Below are 16,828 nucleotides of genomic sequence, written 5' to 3'. Positions count from 1 at the left end.
TGGTGAAAATGCATTTGAACATCGAAATACCAAAACATTTCATTGCATCAATTATGCTTTTGGAGAACGATAAGTAAAGAAGATGAGTTGGAAATTTATAGTTATCTCCATAGTATCTTTTTGTATGATAAATAAAGATGTAATTTAAAGAGGAGTGAAAGGATATGCTGAAAATTCTACCAATTGTTTTTGGAATCATCGTAATCGCGCTTTCAACTTATGGACTTATCACACGTGATTATCAATTTAATTTCGTAACGATATTCTTCTTAAGTTTATCGATGTTAACTTTAGGCATTAATGCATATCAAAGTGAGAGAAAAGCTTACGGCTGTTTCTTAATAGGTGTATTTTTATTTTTAGTATATGTGTCAATTCAAAGTTTTATATATAGGTAAATAATTGACTGCAAGGGATATAGAATTGAAAATTAACAAAAAGACATGCCTTATTGGTATGTCTTTTTTTGTTAAAATCTCCTTTGGTTCTTCGGAGTTCTATGAGCTTAGGTATAATGATTGCTTCACTACAACTGTGTAACAAAATCATTAAGTGAAAAGATTTACAGAATATTAATATCTAATTAAAAAGCATATGTTAGTTTGTTTAAGTGAGAGAAATGATTAGCTAATAGGAGAGGAGAAAAAATCATGGATAAAAACATTGAAGTTTTAAGAACAGAGGGGGATATTAATTTAACAAAAACTCGTTCTGTCTGGCAAGAAAATCATTTAAGTAAAGAATCTTTTGAGTTTATAAACGATGATGCCAAGTATTATTTACATCAGTCTCTTTCTACTCCTTGTTTAAATATTATAGAAAAAAGCTATGGCATTTACATAGAGGATATAGACGGAAGGAAGTATATGGATTTTCATGGGAATAATGTTCATCAAATAGGATATGGGAATGAGTATGTTATTCGTGCCGTAAAAGAGCAGTTGGATACACTTCCATTCTCACCAAGACGTTATACAAATAAAGTTGCAATCCAGTTAGCAAAAAAATTAGTTGATATTGCACCAGAACCTTTAAATAAGGTACTTTTGGCTCCTGGAGGAACTTCAGCTGTTGGTATGGCTTTAAAGCTTGTTCGAAAGGCAACAGGTAAATTTAAAACGATATCGATGTGGGATTCGTTTCACGGCGCCTCTTTAGACGCGATTTCAGTTGGAGGAGAAGCGCTTTTCCGTAACGGTATGGGCCCATTAATGCCAGGGAGTCTACATATAGCGCCTTACAATTCATATCGCGGTTTGTTTGATGATGACAATGGTAGGTTTAAATCCCTTGATTATCTAGAGTATATACTAGAAAGAGAAAATGAAATCGGTGCCATTATTTTAGAGCCTGTTCGTTGTACAGACGTGCATATCCCACCAAAAGAGTACTATCAACGTTTACGCAATATTTGTGATAGCAATAATATATTAATGATTTTTGATGAAATTCCAACTGCTTTAGGACGAACAGGAAAAATGTTCACTTTTGAAAACTTTGGAGTTATTCCAGATATTGTTTTATTGGGAAAAGGATTGGGTGGAGGCGTGTTTCCGATGGCGGCGATGCTCGTAAAAGGAGAACTTGATGTTGCCCAAGATATTGCACTTGGTCATTATACGCATGAAAAAAGTTCGCTAGGCTGTGCAGCAGCATTGGCTACTCTTCATTATATTGAGGATTTTAAATTAATAGAAAAGGCTAATCAATTAGGAGAGTATATGAGAATACGACTTGAAAAGATGCAAGAGCAGTATGAAATTATAGGTGATGTACGAGGAATCGGTCTTTTATATGGCGTAGAACTAGTATTGGATCGCCATTCGAAAGAAAAAGCTATAGTCGAAGCAGAACAAGTAATGTATAAATGTATGGAGAAGGGATTAAGTTTTAAAGTATCACAAGAAAATGTGCTTACACTCACGCCACCACTGATTATTAAGGAACAAGAATTAGAGCTGGCAATGGATATTTTAGACCAATCTATCCAAGAGGTTTTAGAGCAGTAATATAGATTTATAAAAAATTGATGAAACATCTCATATGAGGTGTTTTTCTTTTATAAAGAAACAATGGCGGATAAGGTGAAAAGTTATTGCATTAAAAAACAGATAGTGTAGGTACTATTAACACATTTTTGCACCTTAATAGAATGTGTGTAAAGGTGAAAAAATGTGGTATAGTGAAAAAAGAGGTGTAAAAAATTGGTTAGAGGGAATAGTGAATTTTTAGAAACAGGAACTAATTCAAGAGATCAGAGGGAGTTGATAAAATGTATTTATAATTGTAAAGATAAAGATTTAATAAAATTTTTAGGTAAACACCTAAAAAGGAAAGATTGGAATGGAGATAGTTTTTATACTATTTTTAACAGACTCCTAAAATATGAGACAAGAAATTCAAATATAAAAGGTTATATAAAAAATATTCAAGCTCTTTCTACAGAAGATCGATTAATTTTGAAGGCAAGATTAGTAGAAATTGAATGTACATATGATAGAGTTTCCATATTAAACCTGAGTGGTGTAGGACTATTTGCTTTTTTACTTATCTATAAAGAAATGTCAAAAGAAATTTTATTTAAACAGCTCCCAGTAACCTATTATTATTTTATGCAAGCTGTTTATATTTTGGTTATATTATTTTTAATTAAAAAAGCAGTTAAATCAAAACATTTACAATCCCAAGCTAAGTATTTCTTAACAATAATTGATAACGTTAAAAAATAATCCATAGGAAACAAGAAGTTTTTTTCTAATTGCCATAAAACGTAATATGAGCCATACAAGTTTGCAGCGAATACGTTGAATAAGTGATTAATCTAATGAAGTGATTGTTTGGATAGGTTTGTTGCTATTGCTATCCTTGAATTTTAAAAATTTTTAATTAGTAGTTGACTAAAGAAAAAGTTAGAAGTAGCATAAAAGAAATAACGTTGTATTCTTATAAACTTAATAAGGTATAAAAACCTTATTCAGTAATTATAAAAAAAGTAGTCAAATTCTAAAGAGGAGTGATTGTAAATGGCGATAACAACATTTAAGGCAAACACATTTTTAAAAGAAAAGGTTTTGGTAGAAGCTCATGTTAGAGGACATAAAATTATTGTGGATGAACCAAAAGAATTAGGTGGAGATGATCAAGCTCCAAATCCTGTAGAACTCTTGCTTTCGGCTTTGGGGGCATGTCAATCAATAGTTGCAAGAACTTATGCGAAGAAATTTGATATAGACCTTCAAGATTTCTGGGTGGAATTAGAAGGAGACCTTGATACAGATGGCTTTTTAGGCAAGTCCGATGTAAGACCAGGATTTTTATCAATCCGATATACTTTTCATATCAAAACGAATGCATCAGAGGAAAAGGTAGAAGAATTTAAAAAATATATTGAAGCACGTTGCCCTGTAGGTGATTCGATTGCTAATACAGTAAATCTTGTGTCTTCAGGAATTGTTATTGAGAATTCTGTAGTTTAATCTATTTTTATGTAATGCCTAATATAATTGTAAGCTAGATATTCAGAATGTTCCAAACGATTTTCAATTAACTTTGTATACTGCGAGGGAGGGGCACTAAGTGTTTCCTCCCTTGTTACTTACATACTGGGGCAAGACATACATAAACGTCTCTATTTTTAGTGATGAGTATATTTTTGTGTAATACTTTAGAACGTAGTAAAATAAACCATATTAACATGTTAAAAGGTGATGAAATATGTTTAATGGGAGGTTGGGTCGATGAATGAAAACAAGAAGAGTAAATTACAAATATTAGCAATTGTCATAATAATTGCACTATTGGTTGCGGCCTTTGTTACTTTTTTCTTAGGGCATTTCGTCGTAGGTTCAGTTTTATTTGTAATCTTTATGATAATCTTGAATGCTATTAGTAGTTGGACGAGAATCAAAAATACAGAGTACATTCATTTTAAAGAGCATAAATATAATGAGAAATGGTGATGAAACGCGGATTTTGCTATGGTACTTATCCTAATCATGCTTTCTAGCCCTTTTTAATTTTGTCATTCCATGGAGTGAAGACAACGACGTCCTACAAAAAATGGGGCGGAGTATCTTGATAAAGTTGACATAGCAAAATACTTGTTTTCTCTTGATAAAACCAAAAGCACATGTTTATTCATGTGCTTTTGGTTTTATATCTATTTATAAAGTTGATAAACCATAAATTTAGATTGTCAAAATTGATAAATAAGATATTCATTATATTAAATACAAGCCTGTTTATTAGCAAAAGAAGAGCAAAATTCGCATTAATTCAATAAGTTATTTTTTTGTCATTTCTTGCGCTTACCCGGGAAATTTTTTTATTTCCTAATTGAAATACCCCATTCTAATGGCATTTTGTAACACGAAAAAGGAGGGTGAGGACAAATTGGGATTATCTGAGTAGCTCAAAATAATAACTATGTCGTGATGAATCGTACAGCATTACATGACAACTGGCTCAATACTCAAATAATTTTAGCGCGGATACATACAATCCTAAATTTTAGAAATTTTGTAGGAGGGCAAACAAGTACTCAAAATTGAAATACGAGGAATCACTTAGGCGACATATTAGCAGACCCTAGAAAAGGAGTGGTTATACAAGATACACCAAAGAATAGAGACTTCAAAGACTCTGCAAAACAATTGTATGGATAGGAGATCGATGCCTCTGACGGGATTCGAACCCGCACTCCTTTCGTAAGCATAGGCTAGGGGGAACACGCTTCCCTACGGACTTTCACCAGCTAGGAATTTCACCTGCTTCAGCTCATTTGCTTTTCGGTGCTTCTGAAACCCTTGCCTTGCGACCCGGCAGCTACAATGTTTTCCGGCGCTCTTCCCTTCTACAGCTACAGAGGCAAATAACTATTCTTTCGTTATATAGATTTTAGTAGATATTGAAAGTTTGAAAGAAATTAGGCAATAGCAATAAGCATAGCGCTACAATAAAGCAACACTAAGTTTGTTCAATCCTAAACAACTTTATAACACTAAAAACACAGCCTATCAATCCGCCAATAAAGAAAATATATGCCACTAGAATTGACATAGCTTCTAAGTTGTGTGTAAAGATTCTATATGCTCCTACTGAACATAATGCTAAACCACTAATCGAGCTCAGTAATGTTCTATTCTTGTCAGTCAAAAAAACACCTCCAAATAATAGCATTTATAATATGGTAACAAAAATTCGCTATTTAGTTAACTAATGTATAGCGGTATTAATGTCATGAAAGCAAAAAAGCTTACTGAACAATATGCGTAATTAATGAAAATAGAATGATTAAAACATCCCCCTATAATTCAACTATATATTAAAATCCCTTTTTTCTTTCAAGTACTTCGATCCGTTTCTCTAATTTCTTAATTTTCATGTCATTAAGTAAGACAATGACTGACGTTGCTATAGCGAAAGTAAAGGCTATGTACGTGATACCAAGCATAAGTGAACCTCCTAATTTTTGTTAATTTTATTGTAACACAAAAAAAGCCGCAGCGTCTTCACACGCTAGGGTTTGAATTGGATTAAGCATCGTAAATTCGATATTCCATTCTTTTCGTCAGGTTCAGCAAATACAGTAAATGATCGATTAGAAAGATAAACTTTTTACTTTAATCCATATCTAAAACTGTAAACATCAACTGAATTTTATCTGCTGTCAGAATTAACATTTAGTCATTATCCCAATCTAGAACAGTGTACTTATCAGAGTTATCAATAACAAATATAGACATGGGTTTGTGTTCAATGATTGTCCAGCCATTATTTAAAGTAATTTCTTTTGGTTTAGGAAGTGTTTGCTAAAAAAATTTACCACCTTTAGTTATAGTTTTGAATAATATGTATTTTTTAATAAAAACAATCAATAAAAAATTTTTACAAATTGAATTGGAGTAAAAGACTTAGATATAGGTAACGCAATTGGTGTTATAAAAACCTATGAATAATTGTGGAGGCAATGTGAACCACTTAAGCCTTCTTAAAAGCATAATACCAAATCTTTGGCGGGCATACATGATGGGAAAACAAGGGCAAATTAAAGTTACGAAAGAGAATTATAATTGAACAAAAAACGGTGTAATTACATAGATATTGATGGGGGCTTAATGCCCTTTTATAAAAGGTGATTTTCTAAAAGATTGTAGTATCCAATATTAAAAATATATTTGTTAAAAAAATACTAAAATGGTAGTATTGGAAATAATGATTTAAATGTGTTACATAGATACAATTTTCATTAGCCTTGAGTTAACAATATTTTATTTGCAAGCAATTTATATTATTTAAAATTTGGGAGCGTTTAAATGAGAAGAAAAAGATTTAGAGAATTAGGCTTTAGTGTTGGGAAATTAAGTCCAGGAAAATATAACGCCATTACCGATGTGAAGGGAGTTATTGTGGGTCATAAAACGCTCGTAAATAAAGAGGTTTGCTCCGGAGTCACAGTTATATTACCCAATAACGGGGAATTATCTGGATGCCACTTTCCTTCGGGGATATTTACATTGAATGGAACAGGTGAATTTACAGGTAGTCATTGGATTGAAGAAACGGGTACATTAGTATCACCTATTGTTTTTACAGGCAGTCATCTACTTGGATTAGCACATCATCATCTTTCAAGAGCAACTAGAGATATTGAAGGATTAGAGCCATTTTCAAATGGAGTTGTAGCTGAGACATGGGACGGTTGGTTAAGTGATATCCAAAAAACAACTATGAACTATGAAGATTTAATTGAGGCTATAACTAATGCAAAATCTGGCGAAGTTAAAGAAGGTAACGTCGGTGGTGGCACAGGAATGATTTGCTTTGAATTTAAAGGTGGTATAGGAACTTCCTCCAGAATAGTTGAATGCAAGTGTGGTACATTTACGGTCGGTGCATTAGTTCAATCCAATTTCGGAAGAAGAGAAGACCTAAAAATAAATGAAAAGCCAGTTGGTGAGTTTTTAAATAAAAATGAAGTATCATTACCATGGGATACACCTGAAAATGCAGGTTCTTTATTAGTCACGGTTGCTACAGATGCACCACTATTGCCTTCACAATGTAAAAGATTATCTAAAAGAGCATCGTTAGCAATGTCACAATTGGGAGCCATTGGTGAAGAAAGTAGCGGGGACTTCTTCCTGACCTTCTCTACAGGTAATCAATATACTTATGATGATGAGAATATTACAACACTAAATATGTTTCCTTCAGAACAACTAGACTCAATATTTGAGGGAGTAATTGAAGCTGTTAAGGAATCAATACTAAATTCTATGTGTATGGCTGAAACAATACAAGGAAATAAGCAAAGGAAGGTACATGCATTACCGTTAGATCGCTTATCGGAAATATTGAAATAAGCGTTCGGATAAAAAAAGAACCACTTAATAAAATATCAAATGACTCAAATATATCATTTGCATCAAACGATATACTCACTTGGTATTTATAAAATCCTATATATTAGATTAGGGAAAGACAGACCGATACGACCCGCGTCTTATAAACTACTTGTTCGATATGATTTTTTAAGTGTATTACTAGGAGACGAGAAAATGAAATCCTTGTTTACACAAAGGATTATATACGATAATTTGGATTAAAATGTTAATTATGGTGGTGAAATTAATGAAGTGGACATATGTTTTAGGTATCGTTATTTTAACTGCGTTATTGAGTATAGGTGGTACACTTTTAATCTCAGACAAGATCTATGAAAAAGGAGAGATGGAACAAGATGTGAAAGAATTAGAGAACACTTCAAAAGCAGATACAAAAGAAAAATTTGTATCGACGGTAGATGTGAGCGGTATAGGTTGGGAAAACCCTATTTTCTCCAAGAAAATTGATGATTGGAAAAGTGGAGATGAATCCTTCGTTGGCAATCTAGTAGAAGAAGTGATTCAAGAGATGGCACACCAAAAGATTATCGCTGAATCGAAAGAAGGCTCTATTATGATTACACCAGAAAGAATCGACATTTTAATACAGATGGTAGAAGAAAACAAAGATAACTATGAACGTCATAAAATGTCTGATAAGTATGCACCGTATGAAATATATCTAGATATATTAAAACGTTGGAAAAAAGGTGATTTTTCAACAGTTGACGATGACCATAATATTTTAATGTTTATTCAAGGAGGGAAACCACCTGAAGGTTTAGCAACAGATATTGCTTCGGAAGAACAAGAGATAAACTATATTTTCCAAGTTTTTGCTAAAGAGGTAGATGAAGTCTTTGGCTCGACAGAAAAGCAGAATTAATCTATTTTTAGAAGTTAAATAATAATTGCTAACATCCTTCGGGGTGTTTTTATTTTCTCTTTTATAGAGAAGTCTTCTTAAGATATTAGCGGTATAGGCAGAGGATACCGAAAAAGATCTTGTTAAAAATAGAACGGAGGTTTTCGTCGTACCGAACAGAGCACCGTTGCTATCGGTAGATGCAGTCGCGCCTTCTGGTGTTGTAAATACTGATAAATTTAAAATATCTGGTAAAGCATAAGAGGAAGATGCAAATGCCACGGTAAAGGTGACAAGTCGTATCAACGCAGGTGAGCCAATGGAAATTTACAGTGGTTCAGGTGGTCCTTAGGAGTTTTAAGTATCACTTGCACAATTAGTAGTGTATTGGTCGTAGATAATTACGGGGCTAAGACAAGTAAAATCATTAGAGTGGTGCATCTATTATGTGTGGAAAATTTTGCTGGACTTGAGGACATCTTTGCTTTTGTTGCTTTGTAATAGATGAGTACAACAATACGGTTAATGTAGATGATACATGCGATAATATTGTGGAATAAAATTTTCGATGATATGTTATACAAGTTTTTATGCAAATTTATAAACAAACTCTGTAAGTATAGACGCTCTACTGTTTGTGCAATTTGTATGAAAAATGTACAATCAATAGTTAAAGTGAAAAGGCAAAAACGTTGATTTAACAACATTCGTGCCTTTTTGGTGTATATTTTAATCGACAATTTTTGTTTGGGTGTTTAATTTATATGAGTGAATATAATTTACTGCGTACTTTACTAAAAAGATTCCTAAGGCCCCACCCAAAACATTAAATAACGAACAGAAAATATCCATATTACCAAAGTGGCTCTTAGTAAAACCAGACCGCCCAAGTAAAAGATGGGCGAAATGTATCACTAAACAACTTAAAACAACAATAGAAATTGCTTTTTTGTTACTTTTTAAATTGAAAAGGAGTAATAAAAAAATCCCAAATGGTACAAATAAAATAAAATTATAAAATAAAGCTGAATAACTAAAAATAGAAATATGAAAGTGCATCGTATCAAATATTCCAAACCAGTCATTCGTTGAAATAAATCCTCTACTATTGTCTGCTGGATTTTGAGGGAGCGTGAATCCACCAGTTTTAATTTGAATTAAACTTATTAAGTAAAAGATAAAGCTATATAGAATAATTCGTTTTTTATTACTTTTTATTTCTTTTCTAAAATAGTCAAGAAATACATCAATAAAAATATATACTAGCAAAATTAGAAATCCGAAAGGAACAATATTGTAAAGAACGTATGTTGAATGCACAATTAACATCTCCCACTATTTGTAACATTTAAAAGTCAATATTTATTTTACCAATTTTTACATTATAAAACAAATATAACTCGTCAACTAACCTGTTACGTTAATTGAAGTATATAAAGCTACCAAAGCGTTGTTTAGGATATATAACCTTGCGAACGCATATAACTAATGATATTCGTGATACAACAATAGGGTGCATGTCAATGTATATAGCAAACCAAGAGCAACGTTTAGCAGAGCAGGAAAGGGCGATTATGGAGCTTTCCACGTTATTTGCAAAGGAATCAGAAGGAGGCGAACCAAGTGTTTAATGAACATAGTGGTCTTGTAATCATCTGGTATAACTATGTGCTAGCACGTCCACATAAACGTAATCAAGTACCAAATCTATCAAATTTGCGCCAAGTGGTGTATCACAAACTAGAACAAGAAAATGATAGTAAAATTTATGAATTTCAGTCAAAAGAATGAAGTGAAATAATAATATTGTACAATATAATAGACTTAATTGTTATGTTGTTTTCTATCTTAAATAATCAAAAGATAGTTATTGGAGAGGAAGATTGGATGAGTAAAGACTTTATTATTTTTGGAGCAAGTCAAGGGCTTGGCGACGCCTTTGTAAAGGGTCTACCCATAAAGGGTGATACAGTATGGATGGTGTCAAGAACACGACCAGAAAGTTTGGATATTAATGATGGTGTAAATCGCAAATGGCTCTCCATAGATTTATCAAGTCAACAACAAATCTCTGCTTTAAAGGAAACCTTAAAAGACATTGCAATAGATGTATTAATATATAATGTTGGCGTTTGGGAAAAGCGTGGTTTCGAAGATGACTATACATTTGATAAGGATGAAATAGAAGATATTTCCAACTTAATCAATATAAATCTAACCTCTACTATTACGTATATTCAAGCGCTTCTACCAAACTTAAGACAAGCTAAAAATGGAAAAGTCATTTTAATTGGTTCAACGGCAGGCTTAGAACATACAAATAGTTCACAGGTTTCATTTGTTGCATCTAAATTCGGCTTACGAGGCATTACAAATGCTCTACGTGAACATTTGAGAGGAGATAAAATTCCTGTCACTTGTATTAATCCAGGGGAGCTAGCAGCAGAAGTACCTTATGAAGAAGGTGCAGAAAAGGCAATTGATTTATATGAAGGTACACGTATACCTGTACAAGATATTGTATCTATTGTGCAATGTGTGATTAATTTATCACCAGTTTCATGTGTTAAGGAAATTACTATCCCTTCAATAACAGACTTAAATGCTTGATCGTTTCAAAATAAGTAAAATTACAAATTACAATAGATTTTAAGCCTTCAACAATCATCTGTGGAGGGCTTTTATTATGCAAAAAGGAAGGTGTCCAATGAAAACAGACACATTATATACATCACTTGTAGGCGGCTCCGTGGCAGGGGTCGCCTATTTTGTTGGTGGCATTGACCATTTAATTAAAGCACTCACTATCTTTATGGCGATTGATTATATTTTAGGCGTGATGGTTGCGTTTTGTTGTGAAAAACGTTGATAGTAGAAAAGCCTTAATAGGACTGTTTAAAAAACTGGCGATGATTTTGATGGTGATTGCTACAGTACAACTGGACTTAGCAACAGAAAAACTTTAAAGCCACAACAGCTGCTACGAAGCGACTCATACATGCCCGACTGAAGGATGGCTATACGCTAGAGCACTTCAAATGTGTCATCGATACAAAGGTCAAACAGTGGCTGCATAATCCCGACATGAATAAATACTTGCGTCCGGATACGTTGTTCAACGCTACGAAATTTGAAAGCTACTTGAACGAAAAACAGAGCATACCAACAAACCAAACTCATTTGCCTGAATCACTGGATTTAGATTTTAGCAAGGGGGAAGATCTGTAATGACATACCAAAACATTAGCATCGAGCTAGCTGAAAAAAGTCTACTAGGAACGATGCTCCATGAAAATTATTTAATTGCAGATAGCAACTTAGAGGCAGCCCATTTTATTTCGCAAGTCCATCAAAATATTTTTACGAGCATGTTACAGCTTGTCAGTGAACGTAAAGCCGTTGACTATATCACATTGCTGACAACAAGAGAGCCGATTGAACTTGGTGGGGCAAATTATTTAGCGGAGCTTGGGAGCTTTGCGAGTGCAACGAAATTTGAGGAGTACGAAACAATTGTTCTTGAGAATTGGCGAGAGCGGTCAAAGCGTCAAATGATGGAGCAAGCACAGCAAGAAGATTGGAGCATAGCGGAAATTCAACATGCACTGGACAAGCTCATGACGCAATATACGACGACAAATACGAGCATTAAAGCAGACCTAATGCAAATGGCGAAGCGACCTTTCGAGCAAGAAAACAGCAAAACAGGTGTGCTTACAGGGCTACTCGATTTGGATAAGCTACTAAACGGCTTTCAAGATGCTGAGCTCACGATTATTGCAGCTAGACCTTCGATGGGGAAAACGGACACGATGAACCATATCGCACTAAAAGCGGGATGGGATGGCTATTTACCAATCATCTTCTCACTGGAAATGAGTCGCACTACGCTCATTGATCGGCTTATTGCCGCAACAGGCAATTTTAACCGCTTAAAGGTGCGCAACCCATATGAGTATTTTACAGATGGGCAAAAAGAAAAGTGGATGTCAACGCTCGGCATGCTTGATAATGCCAATATCGAAATTGATGATCGAGCCGGGATGACCGTTCCACAGATTCGAGCTACTGCTCGTAAAATTATTAAGGCCAACCCTGATAAAAAGCCCGTCATCTTAATCGATTACTTGCAAATCATTCGAGTCAGCAATCCACGCGATAATCAAACACAAGCAATTGGCCAAATATCATGGGATTTAAAGCAAATGGCAAAAGAGTTTAACTGCCCTGTGATTTGCCTCGCTCAACTCAATCGCAGTGTCGAGCAACGTCAGGACAAGCGCCCGGTAATGAGCGACTTACGAGACTCAGGCAACATCGAACAAGACGCTGATGTCATCGCATTTTTATATCGTGATGATTACTACGCCAAAGAATCCACAAGTAAAAATATTTTAGAGTTCATTATCGCTAAGCACCGAAATGGACCCACTGGGACAGTTTTCGCCAGTTATGTAAAAGACACGGGCCGACTGTCCAATATAGCCTGGAGTGTTGCGAGATGAACGATCTTATCACAGTGAAGGAGGTTTTGGAGTATGCGACTGAGTTTGAATTGAGTTGGTTTGCGCACCAAGTTTATTGGGCTGTGTCTACAAAACAAATTCAGTTGGAGGATGATTCTAATAAATTGCTAGGGGTAGCCTATGATGACGCGGCAGTGCGTGAAATGACCAATCGAAATGTCCTTGGCATTGGCCGCATTAAGCTATACGTCGTTAAGAGCTTTGGGCAATATGCTTTTTACTTTGCCAGTGATCCACTTGAAGTCAACATGCTGCATCAAGCGTTATTTGGTGATGTGCCAGGAGCCGTTACAGAAGCGCATCGATTGTTAACAAAGGTGATGTATTTTGCCGATTTCGATATACAAACTTCACTGCTAGAATACCGAAAAACGATCGTGCAATTTCCAGCCTATCTTGGTCATGCAGCAGCAGGTCAATATAATTTGTATCGCCTAGATTTGCACAAAGGAGGGAGAAGGATTGTCTAAGCAAGAACGTGAAGAGATTATTGCCATTATTAGGCTACGCAAAAACTACGCTGAGGAAATGCTTCGCAATATGTCAGATGAAGAGCTAGTGAAGATGTTGGATGAATTATAAAAGTGATTTTAGCTTGAAGAAATGAGAGAGATGAAAATGGATAATGTAAATATTTATGAAATCATTGGTGTTTCAACGGACCCTATATATCAGGCACTGAATCAGCTTAATGATGATGAAGAAATCCTTATCGGCAAACATACCATTCGCAAAACAGCTAAATTTTACGAAATTGAAAATGATCGTTTACATGAATGTTTTAAAGAAAAAGAACGTTGCTATCAAGTGTTAAGTAATTTGGTTATGACCAATTAAAAAAAGCTATGGCGGCAACCATAGCTTTGATAGAGCAAAGGCTTCCCCCTTGCTACCAGTAATTTCATTATAGCATAAGGGGAAGTATTTATGCGATTAAAACCACTAGTCATTTCGAACGAAGGCATCCTACAAATCGATATCATGGAACTCCCCGAAAACTGCGTCATCGTCCTTTCCGATGGCATCGTAAAATTCACCGAGCTACCAGCGCACGCTAAGACAAAGACCGTTACTTACCAAGGGAAGGTGAGACGTGTTGAGTTTGATGAGGGGGAGGAGTTTTGAGGTGAAATATTGGGCTTGATAGGAAAATTTATACAAGTATAATGGTATTAGGTGCAACTTGTGTAATAGTTCTTTTGGAGGGGTGGTGAATTGCCAAATTAAAGAGATTTATTTTTCACATAGGGTTTGTATGCTAGTCAAATAAGAATAGGGAGAAATTGAATAGGTGTTGATAATTGGTAAAGCTTTATTGTATACGACTATATATATACTTTTATTAATAATATTTCGTTGGTGCATAATAAATATTAAAGAATATAAACAATATGAAAATGAATTGCTGAGATTAAATGATGGAGTTATTATTTATTTGAAGAAAAAAATTAAAGAAATAATTCGTAATATAATTTTAATAATAAAAAAATTTTTTGTATTTGCAGCTATATTTATATTCTTAACTATTATTTTAAAAAATTATAATACCACTATTTCGAAAATGACAGAGTGGTTTGGTAAGTATGGAATTATTATACTTTCATTAATGTACTATATATATGCAGCAATGCTAACTACAATATTTATAGCTTTTGTAAATAAATATCAAGAATTTCTTACAAATAGGTTTTATAGTAAACAACCTAAAACAAGAAATAAATTATTTTTTTGGCTAGCTGAAGATACAGTTTCAAAGTCTACGTTATTTGACCTATTTAAGGAAGATTCCACTGGGAATGATATTAAAAACACTAAAAAAATATCGGATATTTTGAAAAGCAATCTTAATTATGATGTAGCACAATATAAATTGTATAGAAATCATTTAGAATACAAAACTAAGAAAAGTTTTTTTAAAAAATTAAACCTACTGATACTTACGTCAATTAGTAGTTATATATCCCTTAATATTTTACCTAAATTCTACAAAAATGTAACAGAAGGTATTGTAGAGAGTATTGAATCTAGTTGGTTATGGATAGATTCTGATGTTTTTTTATTTATTTTTAATATTGTGATATATATTTCTATGATTTTTATTATATATTTTACTCTTTACCATACTTTATTAATGTTAACGGATAATAGTAGAAGAGTACAGTATTTGATTTCAATTTTAGATATTTTGATTGAGGAAGAAAGTAAAGGTGATTAAATCATTTTTAATCTACTTGTCCACTAGAAGGTCAATTGAAATGCTATAAAAGGATAAAGGTGAGGTAATTTGAAGTCTTTTGATATTAAAGAAAATAAAAGAAATATTAAAAAGGAAACTAAAGTTTATCTTCTTACTTTAATATTATTTATATTAGGTATGATGTTAATAGGCGTATTTTGTTATTTGTTATCCCTCTTTGCATCTTTATCTTTATCCGGGAAAATACCGGTTTGGGAAGTATATATGAAATTTTTTAATTTTAGAGAAAGACAAATTGAAGAACTTTTTGCTGAATTTACTATTCAATTTTTTGCGTTTTTTTCATTATTTTCAGTTTTAATTTATGCAGGAATTTTTTATTTACTTAAAAAAATTGAATTGATACGTAATAATTATGAAGATTTGAGAGAACAAATTTATGATGCATTAACGATGTTAATCTTTCTTTTTGGTTTTCTACCCTTAATGTTAAAATTTTCTATGGAAAATGATTATGAAACAATAATTAAAGAGATTGATATTACTTTTTTAACATTTATGATAGGATTATTACCTCCCTATTTATATTCAAGTTTTTCAAAAATATACTATTCTATAGAAGAAAAACAATTTAGTAAATCACTTATAAATCATATGGAAAAAAAGATAAATAATAATCAATAACATTTTTTTAAAGTTCTACCAGCATACTGGAGGACAACAAGGATAGTAGCAAAACGCTGACATCTTTTGTTGCCCTCCTTTTATTTTTTAACCAAAGGAGTGGATGATAGTGGATATTCTAAAAAGTATTGATGGCAAAGCAACACAAAAAGCCATTTAAAAGGTTTTACGTCAATATCGAACATATCAACTAACAACACCTGAGGATTTGTTGCCAACGGTTACAGCGAATTATACGTTAAACATGCCATCATACAGGGGAGGATTAAATTCAAAAGTTGAAAACGCAGCGATTCGAAATGTAGAGTATTACAAGCAAGCGAAAGCCTTTTTTGAAAAATTTAATCGTGCATTTTTAAAACTGACACAAAAAGAGCGACAGATTATTGTTATGGCTTGTTTAGAGGAAACACCTTTGTTTAATTATCAAAGTGAAAGACAAGAAGGAGGAAGTTAACGTGGCAAATACAAATTGGAATCCAGGTTCACCAGCTATAAGAACTGAAACAGAAAACTTCATTGCACAGGCGGTGAAGGATGGTATTATTTAAGGTTCGCACTTGAAGGATTTACAAAATGGTTTGATGACAACGGATCGTTTGATTGGATTGTATATTACGATTGAGCAACGTAGAAATAATAAAAATAGTTAGACAGAGTACAAATACTTGTCTTGTTGACTTCAAGTTATAAAAATTGCAAAACCTAGGTGTTCATATGTAAAAGGCTGCCAAATGAATTTCATTTGGCGCCTTACTGTTTTGAGTATTCAAAAAACCTATTTTACCATTTTATTTTTGGATATATTTCTGAGATTTTCATACCTTCAATTGTTCCTTTTTTAAGCAGTTCTTTATAACCATTAAATTCTTGAGAATAGTGATCTTTAACTCTTGATAGATAAGATTTACCACGACTTTGACTTATCCAATATTCCTCATCTTTATAATAAAAATTCAGTTCATCATTCATTTCGAGAAGGCTTTTAAACTCTAAGTACTCTTTTTCTGTCATGTAATTTACTCCTAATACGGATTGCCTCTAAGGGTACCAGTCCAGTCATGACGATGGATGTTTGATTGGACTGTATATTACGATTCAACAACGTAGAAATAATAAATAGTTGTATAGTGCAATTTAATTCTAAAATTACTATGAAGACCAAGATAGC

At 33.2% G+C, this 16,828-nt stretch carries 21 protein-coding genes and 2 pseudogenes; 20 read left to right on the top strand and 3 right to left on the bottom strand.

What is annotated here, in order from left to right; all coding sequences use genetic code 11:
- The first annotated feature begins 164 nt into the window (after positions 1-164).
- The 5 genes from T479_RS12250 (at position 165) to T479_RS12230 (ending at position 3,959) form a co-directional block, all read left to right on the top strand.
- On the top strand, positions 165-398 hold the full coding sequence (locus T479_RS12250; RefSeq protein WP_025219768.1) for a DUF3953 domain-containing protein: 234 nt from the start codon (positions 165-167) through the stop codon (positions 396-398).
- Between the two features lie 252 nt (positions 399-650).
- Positions 651-2,009, top strand: coding sequence for a (R)-1-hydroxy-2-aminoethylphosphonate ammonia-lyase (gene pbfA, locus T479_RS12245; protein WP_038509721.1), 1,359 nt, complete (start codon positions 651-653; stop codon positions 2,007-2,009).
- A gap of 195 nt (positions 2,010-2,204) precedes the next feature.
- Positions 2,205-2,729: a hypothetical protein gene (locus T479_RS12240; RefSeq protein WP_025219767.1), complete on the top strand. Its 525-nt coding sequence runs from the start codon at positions 2,205-2,207 to the stop codon at positions 2,727-2,729.
- A 294-nt stretch (positions 2,730-3,023) separates the two neighbouring features.
- Complete coding sequence (locus T479_RS12235) at positions 3,024-3,476, top strand: OsmC family protein (RefSeq protein ID WP_025219766.1); 453 nt, start codon at positions 3,024-3,026, stop codon at positions 3,474-3,476.
- 261 nt (positions 3,477-3,737) lie between these two features.
- A complete protein-coding gene (locus T479_RS12230; RefSeq protein WP_025219765.1) occupies positions 3,738-3,959 on the top strand; it encodes a hypothetical protein in 222 nt (73 codons plus the stop codon).
- A 1,364-nt stretch (positions 3,960-5,323) separates the two neighbouring features.
- On the opposite strand, the gene T479_RS24200 is transcribed toward T479_RS12230, so the two are convergent.
- Positions 5,324-5,452 (bottom strand): hypothetical protein, encoded by a 129-nt coding sequence (locus T479_RS24200; RefSeq protein WP_255313819.1) that lies wholly within the window; start codon positions 5,450-5,452, stop codon positions 5,324-5,326.
- 862 nt (positions 5,453-6,314) lie between these two features.
- Here T479_RS24200 and T479_RS12220 point away from each other — a divergent pair.
- A complete protein-coding gene (locus T479_RS12220; protein WP_025219763.1) occupies positions 6,315-7,364 on the top strand; it encodes a P1 family peptidase in 1,050 nt (349 codons plus the stop codon).
- A 268-nt stretch (positions 7,365-7,632) separates the two neighbouring features.
- Positions 7,633-8,271: a DUF6241 domain-containing protein gene (locus T479_RS22885; protein WP_025219762.1), complete on the top strand. Its 639-nt coding sequence runs from the start codon at positions 7,633-7,635 to the stop codon at positions 8,269-8,271.
- Positions 8,272-8,979: 708 nt separating this feature from the next.
- Here the strand turns inward: T479_RS22885 and T479_RS12210 are convergent.
- Entirely contained in the window at positions 8,980-9,579 is a 600-nt protein-coding gene (locus tag T479_RS12210) for a VanZ family protein (protein ID WP_174412975.1), read from the bottom strand.
- 294 nt (positions 9,580-9,873) lie between these two features.
- Between T479_RS12210 and T479_RS23925 the strand changes: the two genes are divergently transcribed.
- The 13 genes and pseudogenes from T479_RS23925 to T479_RS12165 form a co-directional block, all read left to right on the top strand.
- A complete protein-coding gene (locus T479_RS23925) occupies positions 9,874-10,041 on the top strand; it encodes a hypothetical protein (protein WP_167331267.1) in 168 nt (55 codons plus the stop codon).
- Positions 10,042-10,137: 96 nt separating this feature from the next.
- Positions 10,138-10,860, top strand: coding sequence for an SDR family NAD(P)-dependent oxidoreductase (locus T479_RS12205; RefSeq protein WP_025219760.1), 723 nt, complete (start codon positions 10,138-10,140; stop codon positions 10,858-10,860).
- Between the two features lie 97 nt (positions 10,861-10,957).
- Positions 10,958-11,119, top strand: coding sequence for a phage holin family protein (locus T479_RS12200; protein ID WP_158497889.1), 162 nt, complete (start codon positions 10,958-10,960; stop codon positions 11,117-11,119).
- Positions 11,106-11,216, top strand: coding sequence for a phage holin family protein (locus tag T479_RS24345; protein ID WP_158497888.1), 111 nt, complete (start codon positions 11,106-11,108; stop codon positions 11,214-11,216). Before T479_RS12200 ends, T479_RS24345 begins: the two co-directional genes overlap by 14 nt.
- Positions 11,215-11,478 (top strand): annotated as a pseudogene (locus tag T479_RS23235) (conserved phage C-terminal domain-containing protein); the annotation flags it as partial. The gene T479_RS24345 and the pseudogene T479_RS23235, both read left to right, overlap by 2 nt.
- A complete protein-coding gene (locus tag T479_RS12195) occupies positions 11,478-12,755 on the top strand; it encodes a replicative DNA helicase (protein ID WP_038509718.1) in 1,278 nt (425 codons plus the stop codon). The pseudogene T479_RS23235 and the gene T479_RS12195, both read left to right, overlap by 1 nt.
- Positions 12,752-13,246 (top strand): hypothetical protein, encoded by a 495-nt coding sequence (locus T479_RS12190; RefSeq protein WP_025219757.1) that lies wholly within the window; start codon positions 12,752-12,754, stop codon positions 13,244-13,246. The genes T479_RS12195 and T479_RS12190 overlap by 4 nt, the downstream gene beginning before the upstream one ends.
- Positions 13,239-13,358, top strand: coding sequence for a BH0509 family protein (locus T479_RS23555; RefSeq protein ID WP_137037001.1), 120 nt, complete (start codon positions 13,239-13,241; stop codon positions 13,356-13,358). The genes T479_RS12190 and T479_RS23555 overlap by 8 nt, the downstream gene beginning before the upstream one ends.
- Positions 13,359-13,394: 36 nt before the next feature.
- Positions 13,395-13,613 (top strand): hypothetical protein, encoded by a 219-nt coding sequence (locus tag T479_RS12185; protein WP_025219756.1) that lies wholly within the window; start codon positions 13,395-13,397, stop codon positions 13,611-13,613.
- A gap of 90 nt (positions 13,614-13,703) precedes the next feature.
- Complete coding sequence (locus T479_RS12180; protein WP_025219755.1) at positions 13,704-13,901, top strand: XtrA/YqaO family protein; 198 nt, start codon at positions 13,704-13,706, stop codon at positions 13,899-13,901.
- Between the two features lie 166 nt (positions 13,902-14,067).
- Positions 14,068-14,991 carry a hypothetical protein gene (locus T479_RS12175; RefSeq protein WP_025219754.1) on the top strand — a complete coding sequence of 308 codons (924 nt, stop codon included), beginning with the start codon at positions 14,068-14,070 and terminating at the stop codon, positions 14,989-14,991.
- Positions 14,992-15,060: 69 nt separating this feature from the next.
- Complete coding sequence (locus T479_RS12170; RefSeq protein WP_025219753.1) at positions 15,061-15,657, top strand: hypothetical protein; 597 nt, start codon at positions 15,061-15,063, stop codon at positions 15,655-15,657.
- Positions 15,658-15,829: 172 nt separating this feature from the next.
- A pseudogene (locus tag T479_RS12165) lies at positions 15,830-16,114 on the top strand (ArpU family phage packaging/lysis transcriptional regulator); the annotation flags it as partial.
- Positions 16,115-16,440: 326 nt separating this feature from the next.
- Here T479_RS12165 and T479_RS12160 read toward each other — a convergent pair.
- Complete coding sequence (locus T479_RS12160; protein WP_025219751.1) at positions 16,441-16,671, bottom strand: hypothetical protein; 231 nt, start codon at positions 16,669-16,671, stop codon at positions 16,441-16,443.
- Positions 16,672-16,828: the final 157 nt, after the last annotated feature.

Origin of the sequence: Lysinibacillus sphaericus, assembly GCF_000600105.1 — a bacterium.
Taxonomy (GTDB): Bacteria; Bacillota; Bacilli; order Bacillales_A; family Planococcaceae; genus Lysinibacillus; species Lysinibacillus sphaericus.
The sequence above is the reverse complement of the archived record's forward strand: the minus strand, read 5'-3'. Positions and strand labels throughout refer to the sequence as shown.

Excerpts from the sequence above, each read along its gene's own strand:
- T479_RS12185 (WP_025219756.1), top strand. The coding sequence starts at position 13,395 with ATGGATAATGTAAATATTTATGAAATCATTGGTGTTTCAACGGACCCT.
- T479_RS12250 (WP_025219768.1), top strand. The coding sequence starts at position 165 with ATGCTGAAAATTCTACCAATTGTTTTTGGAATCATCGTAATCGCGCTT.
- T479_RS22885 (WP_025219762.1), top strand. The coding sequence starts at position 7,633 with ATGAAGTGGACATATGTTTTAGGTATCGTTATTTTAACTGCGTTATTG.
- pbfA (WP_038509721.1), top strand. The coding sequence starts at position 651 with ATGGATAAAAACATTGAAGTTTTAAGAACAGAGGGGGATATTAATTTA.
- T479_RS12210 (WP_174412975.1), bottom strand. The coding sequence starts at position 9,579 with ATGTTAATTGTGCATTCAACATACGTTCTTTACAATATTGTTCCTTTC.
- T479_RS24200 (WP_255313819.1), bottom strand. The coding sequence starts at position 5,452 with ATGCTTGGTATCACGTACATAGCCTTTACTTTCGCTATAGCAACGTCA.
- T479_RS12235 (WP_025219766.1), top strand. The coding sequence starts at position 3,024 with ATGGCGATAACAACATTTAAGGCAAACACATTTTTAAAAGAAAAGGTT.
- T479_RS12195 (WP_038509718.1), top strand. The coding sequence starts at position 11,478 with ATGACATACCAAAACATTAGCATCGAGCTAGCTGAAAAAAGTCTACTA.
- T479_RS12160 (WP_025219751.1), bottom strand. The coding sequence starts at position 16,671 with ATGACAGAAAAAGAGTACTTAGAGTTTAAAAGCCTTCTCGAAATGAAT.
- T479_RS12205 (WP_025219760.1), top strand. The coding sequence starts at position 10,138 with ATGAGTAAAGACTTTATTATTTTTGGAGCAAGTCAAGGGCTTGGCGAC.
- T479_RS12220 (WP_025219763.1), top strand. The coding sequence starts at position 6,315 with ATGAGAAGAAAAAGATTTAGAGAATTAGGCTTTAGTGTTGGGAAATTA.
- T479_RS12190 (WP_025219757.1), top strand. The coding sequence starts at position 12,752 with ATGAACGATCTTATCACAGTGAAGGAGGTTTTGGAGTATGCGACTGAG.
- T479_RS12180 (WP_025219755.1), top strand. The coding sequence starts at position 13,704 with ATGCGATTAAAACCACTAGTCATTTCGAACGAAGGCATCCTACAAATC.
- T479_RS12230 (WP_025219765.1), top strand. The coding sequence starts at position 3,738 with ATGAATGAAAACAAGAAGAGTAAATTACAAATATTAGCAATTGTCATA.
- T479_RS12200 (WP_158497889.1), top strand. The coding sequence starts at position 10,958 with ATGAAAACAGACACATTATATACATCACTTGTAGGCGGCTCCGTGGCA.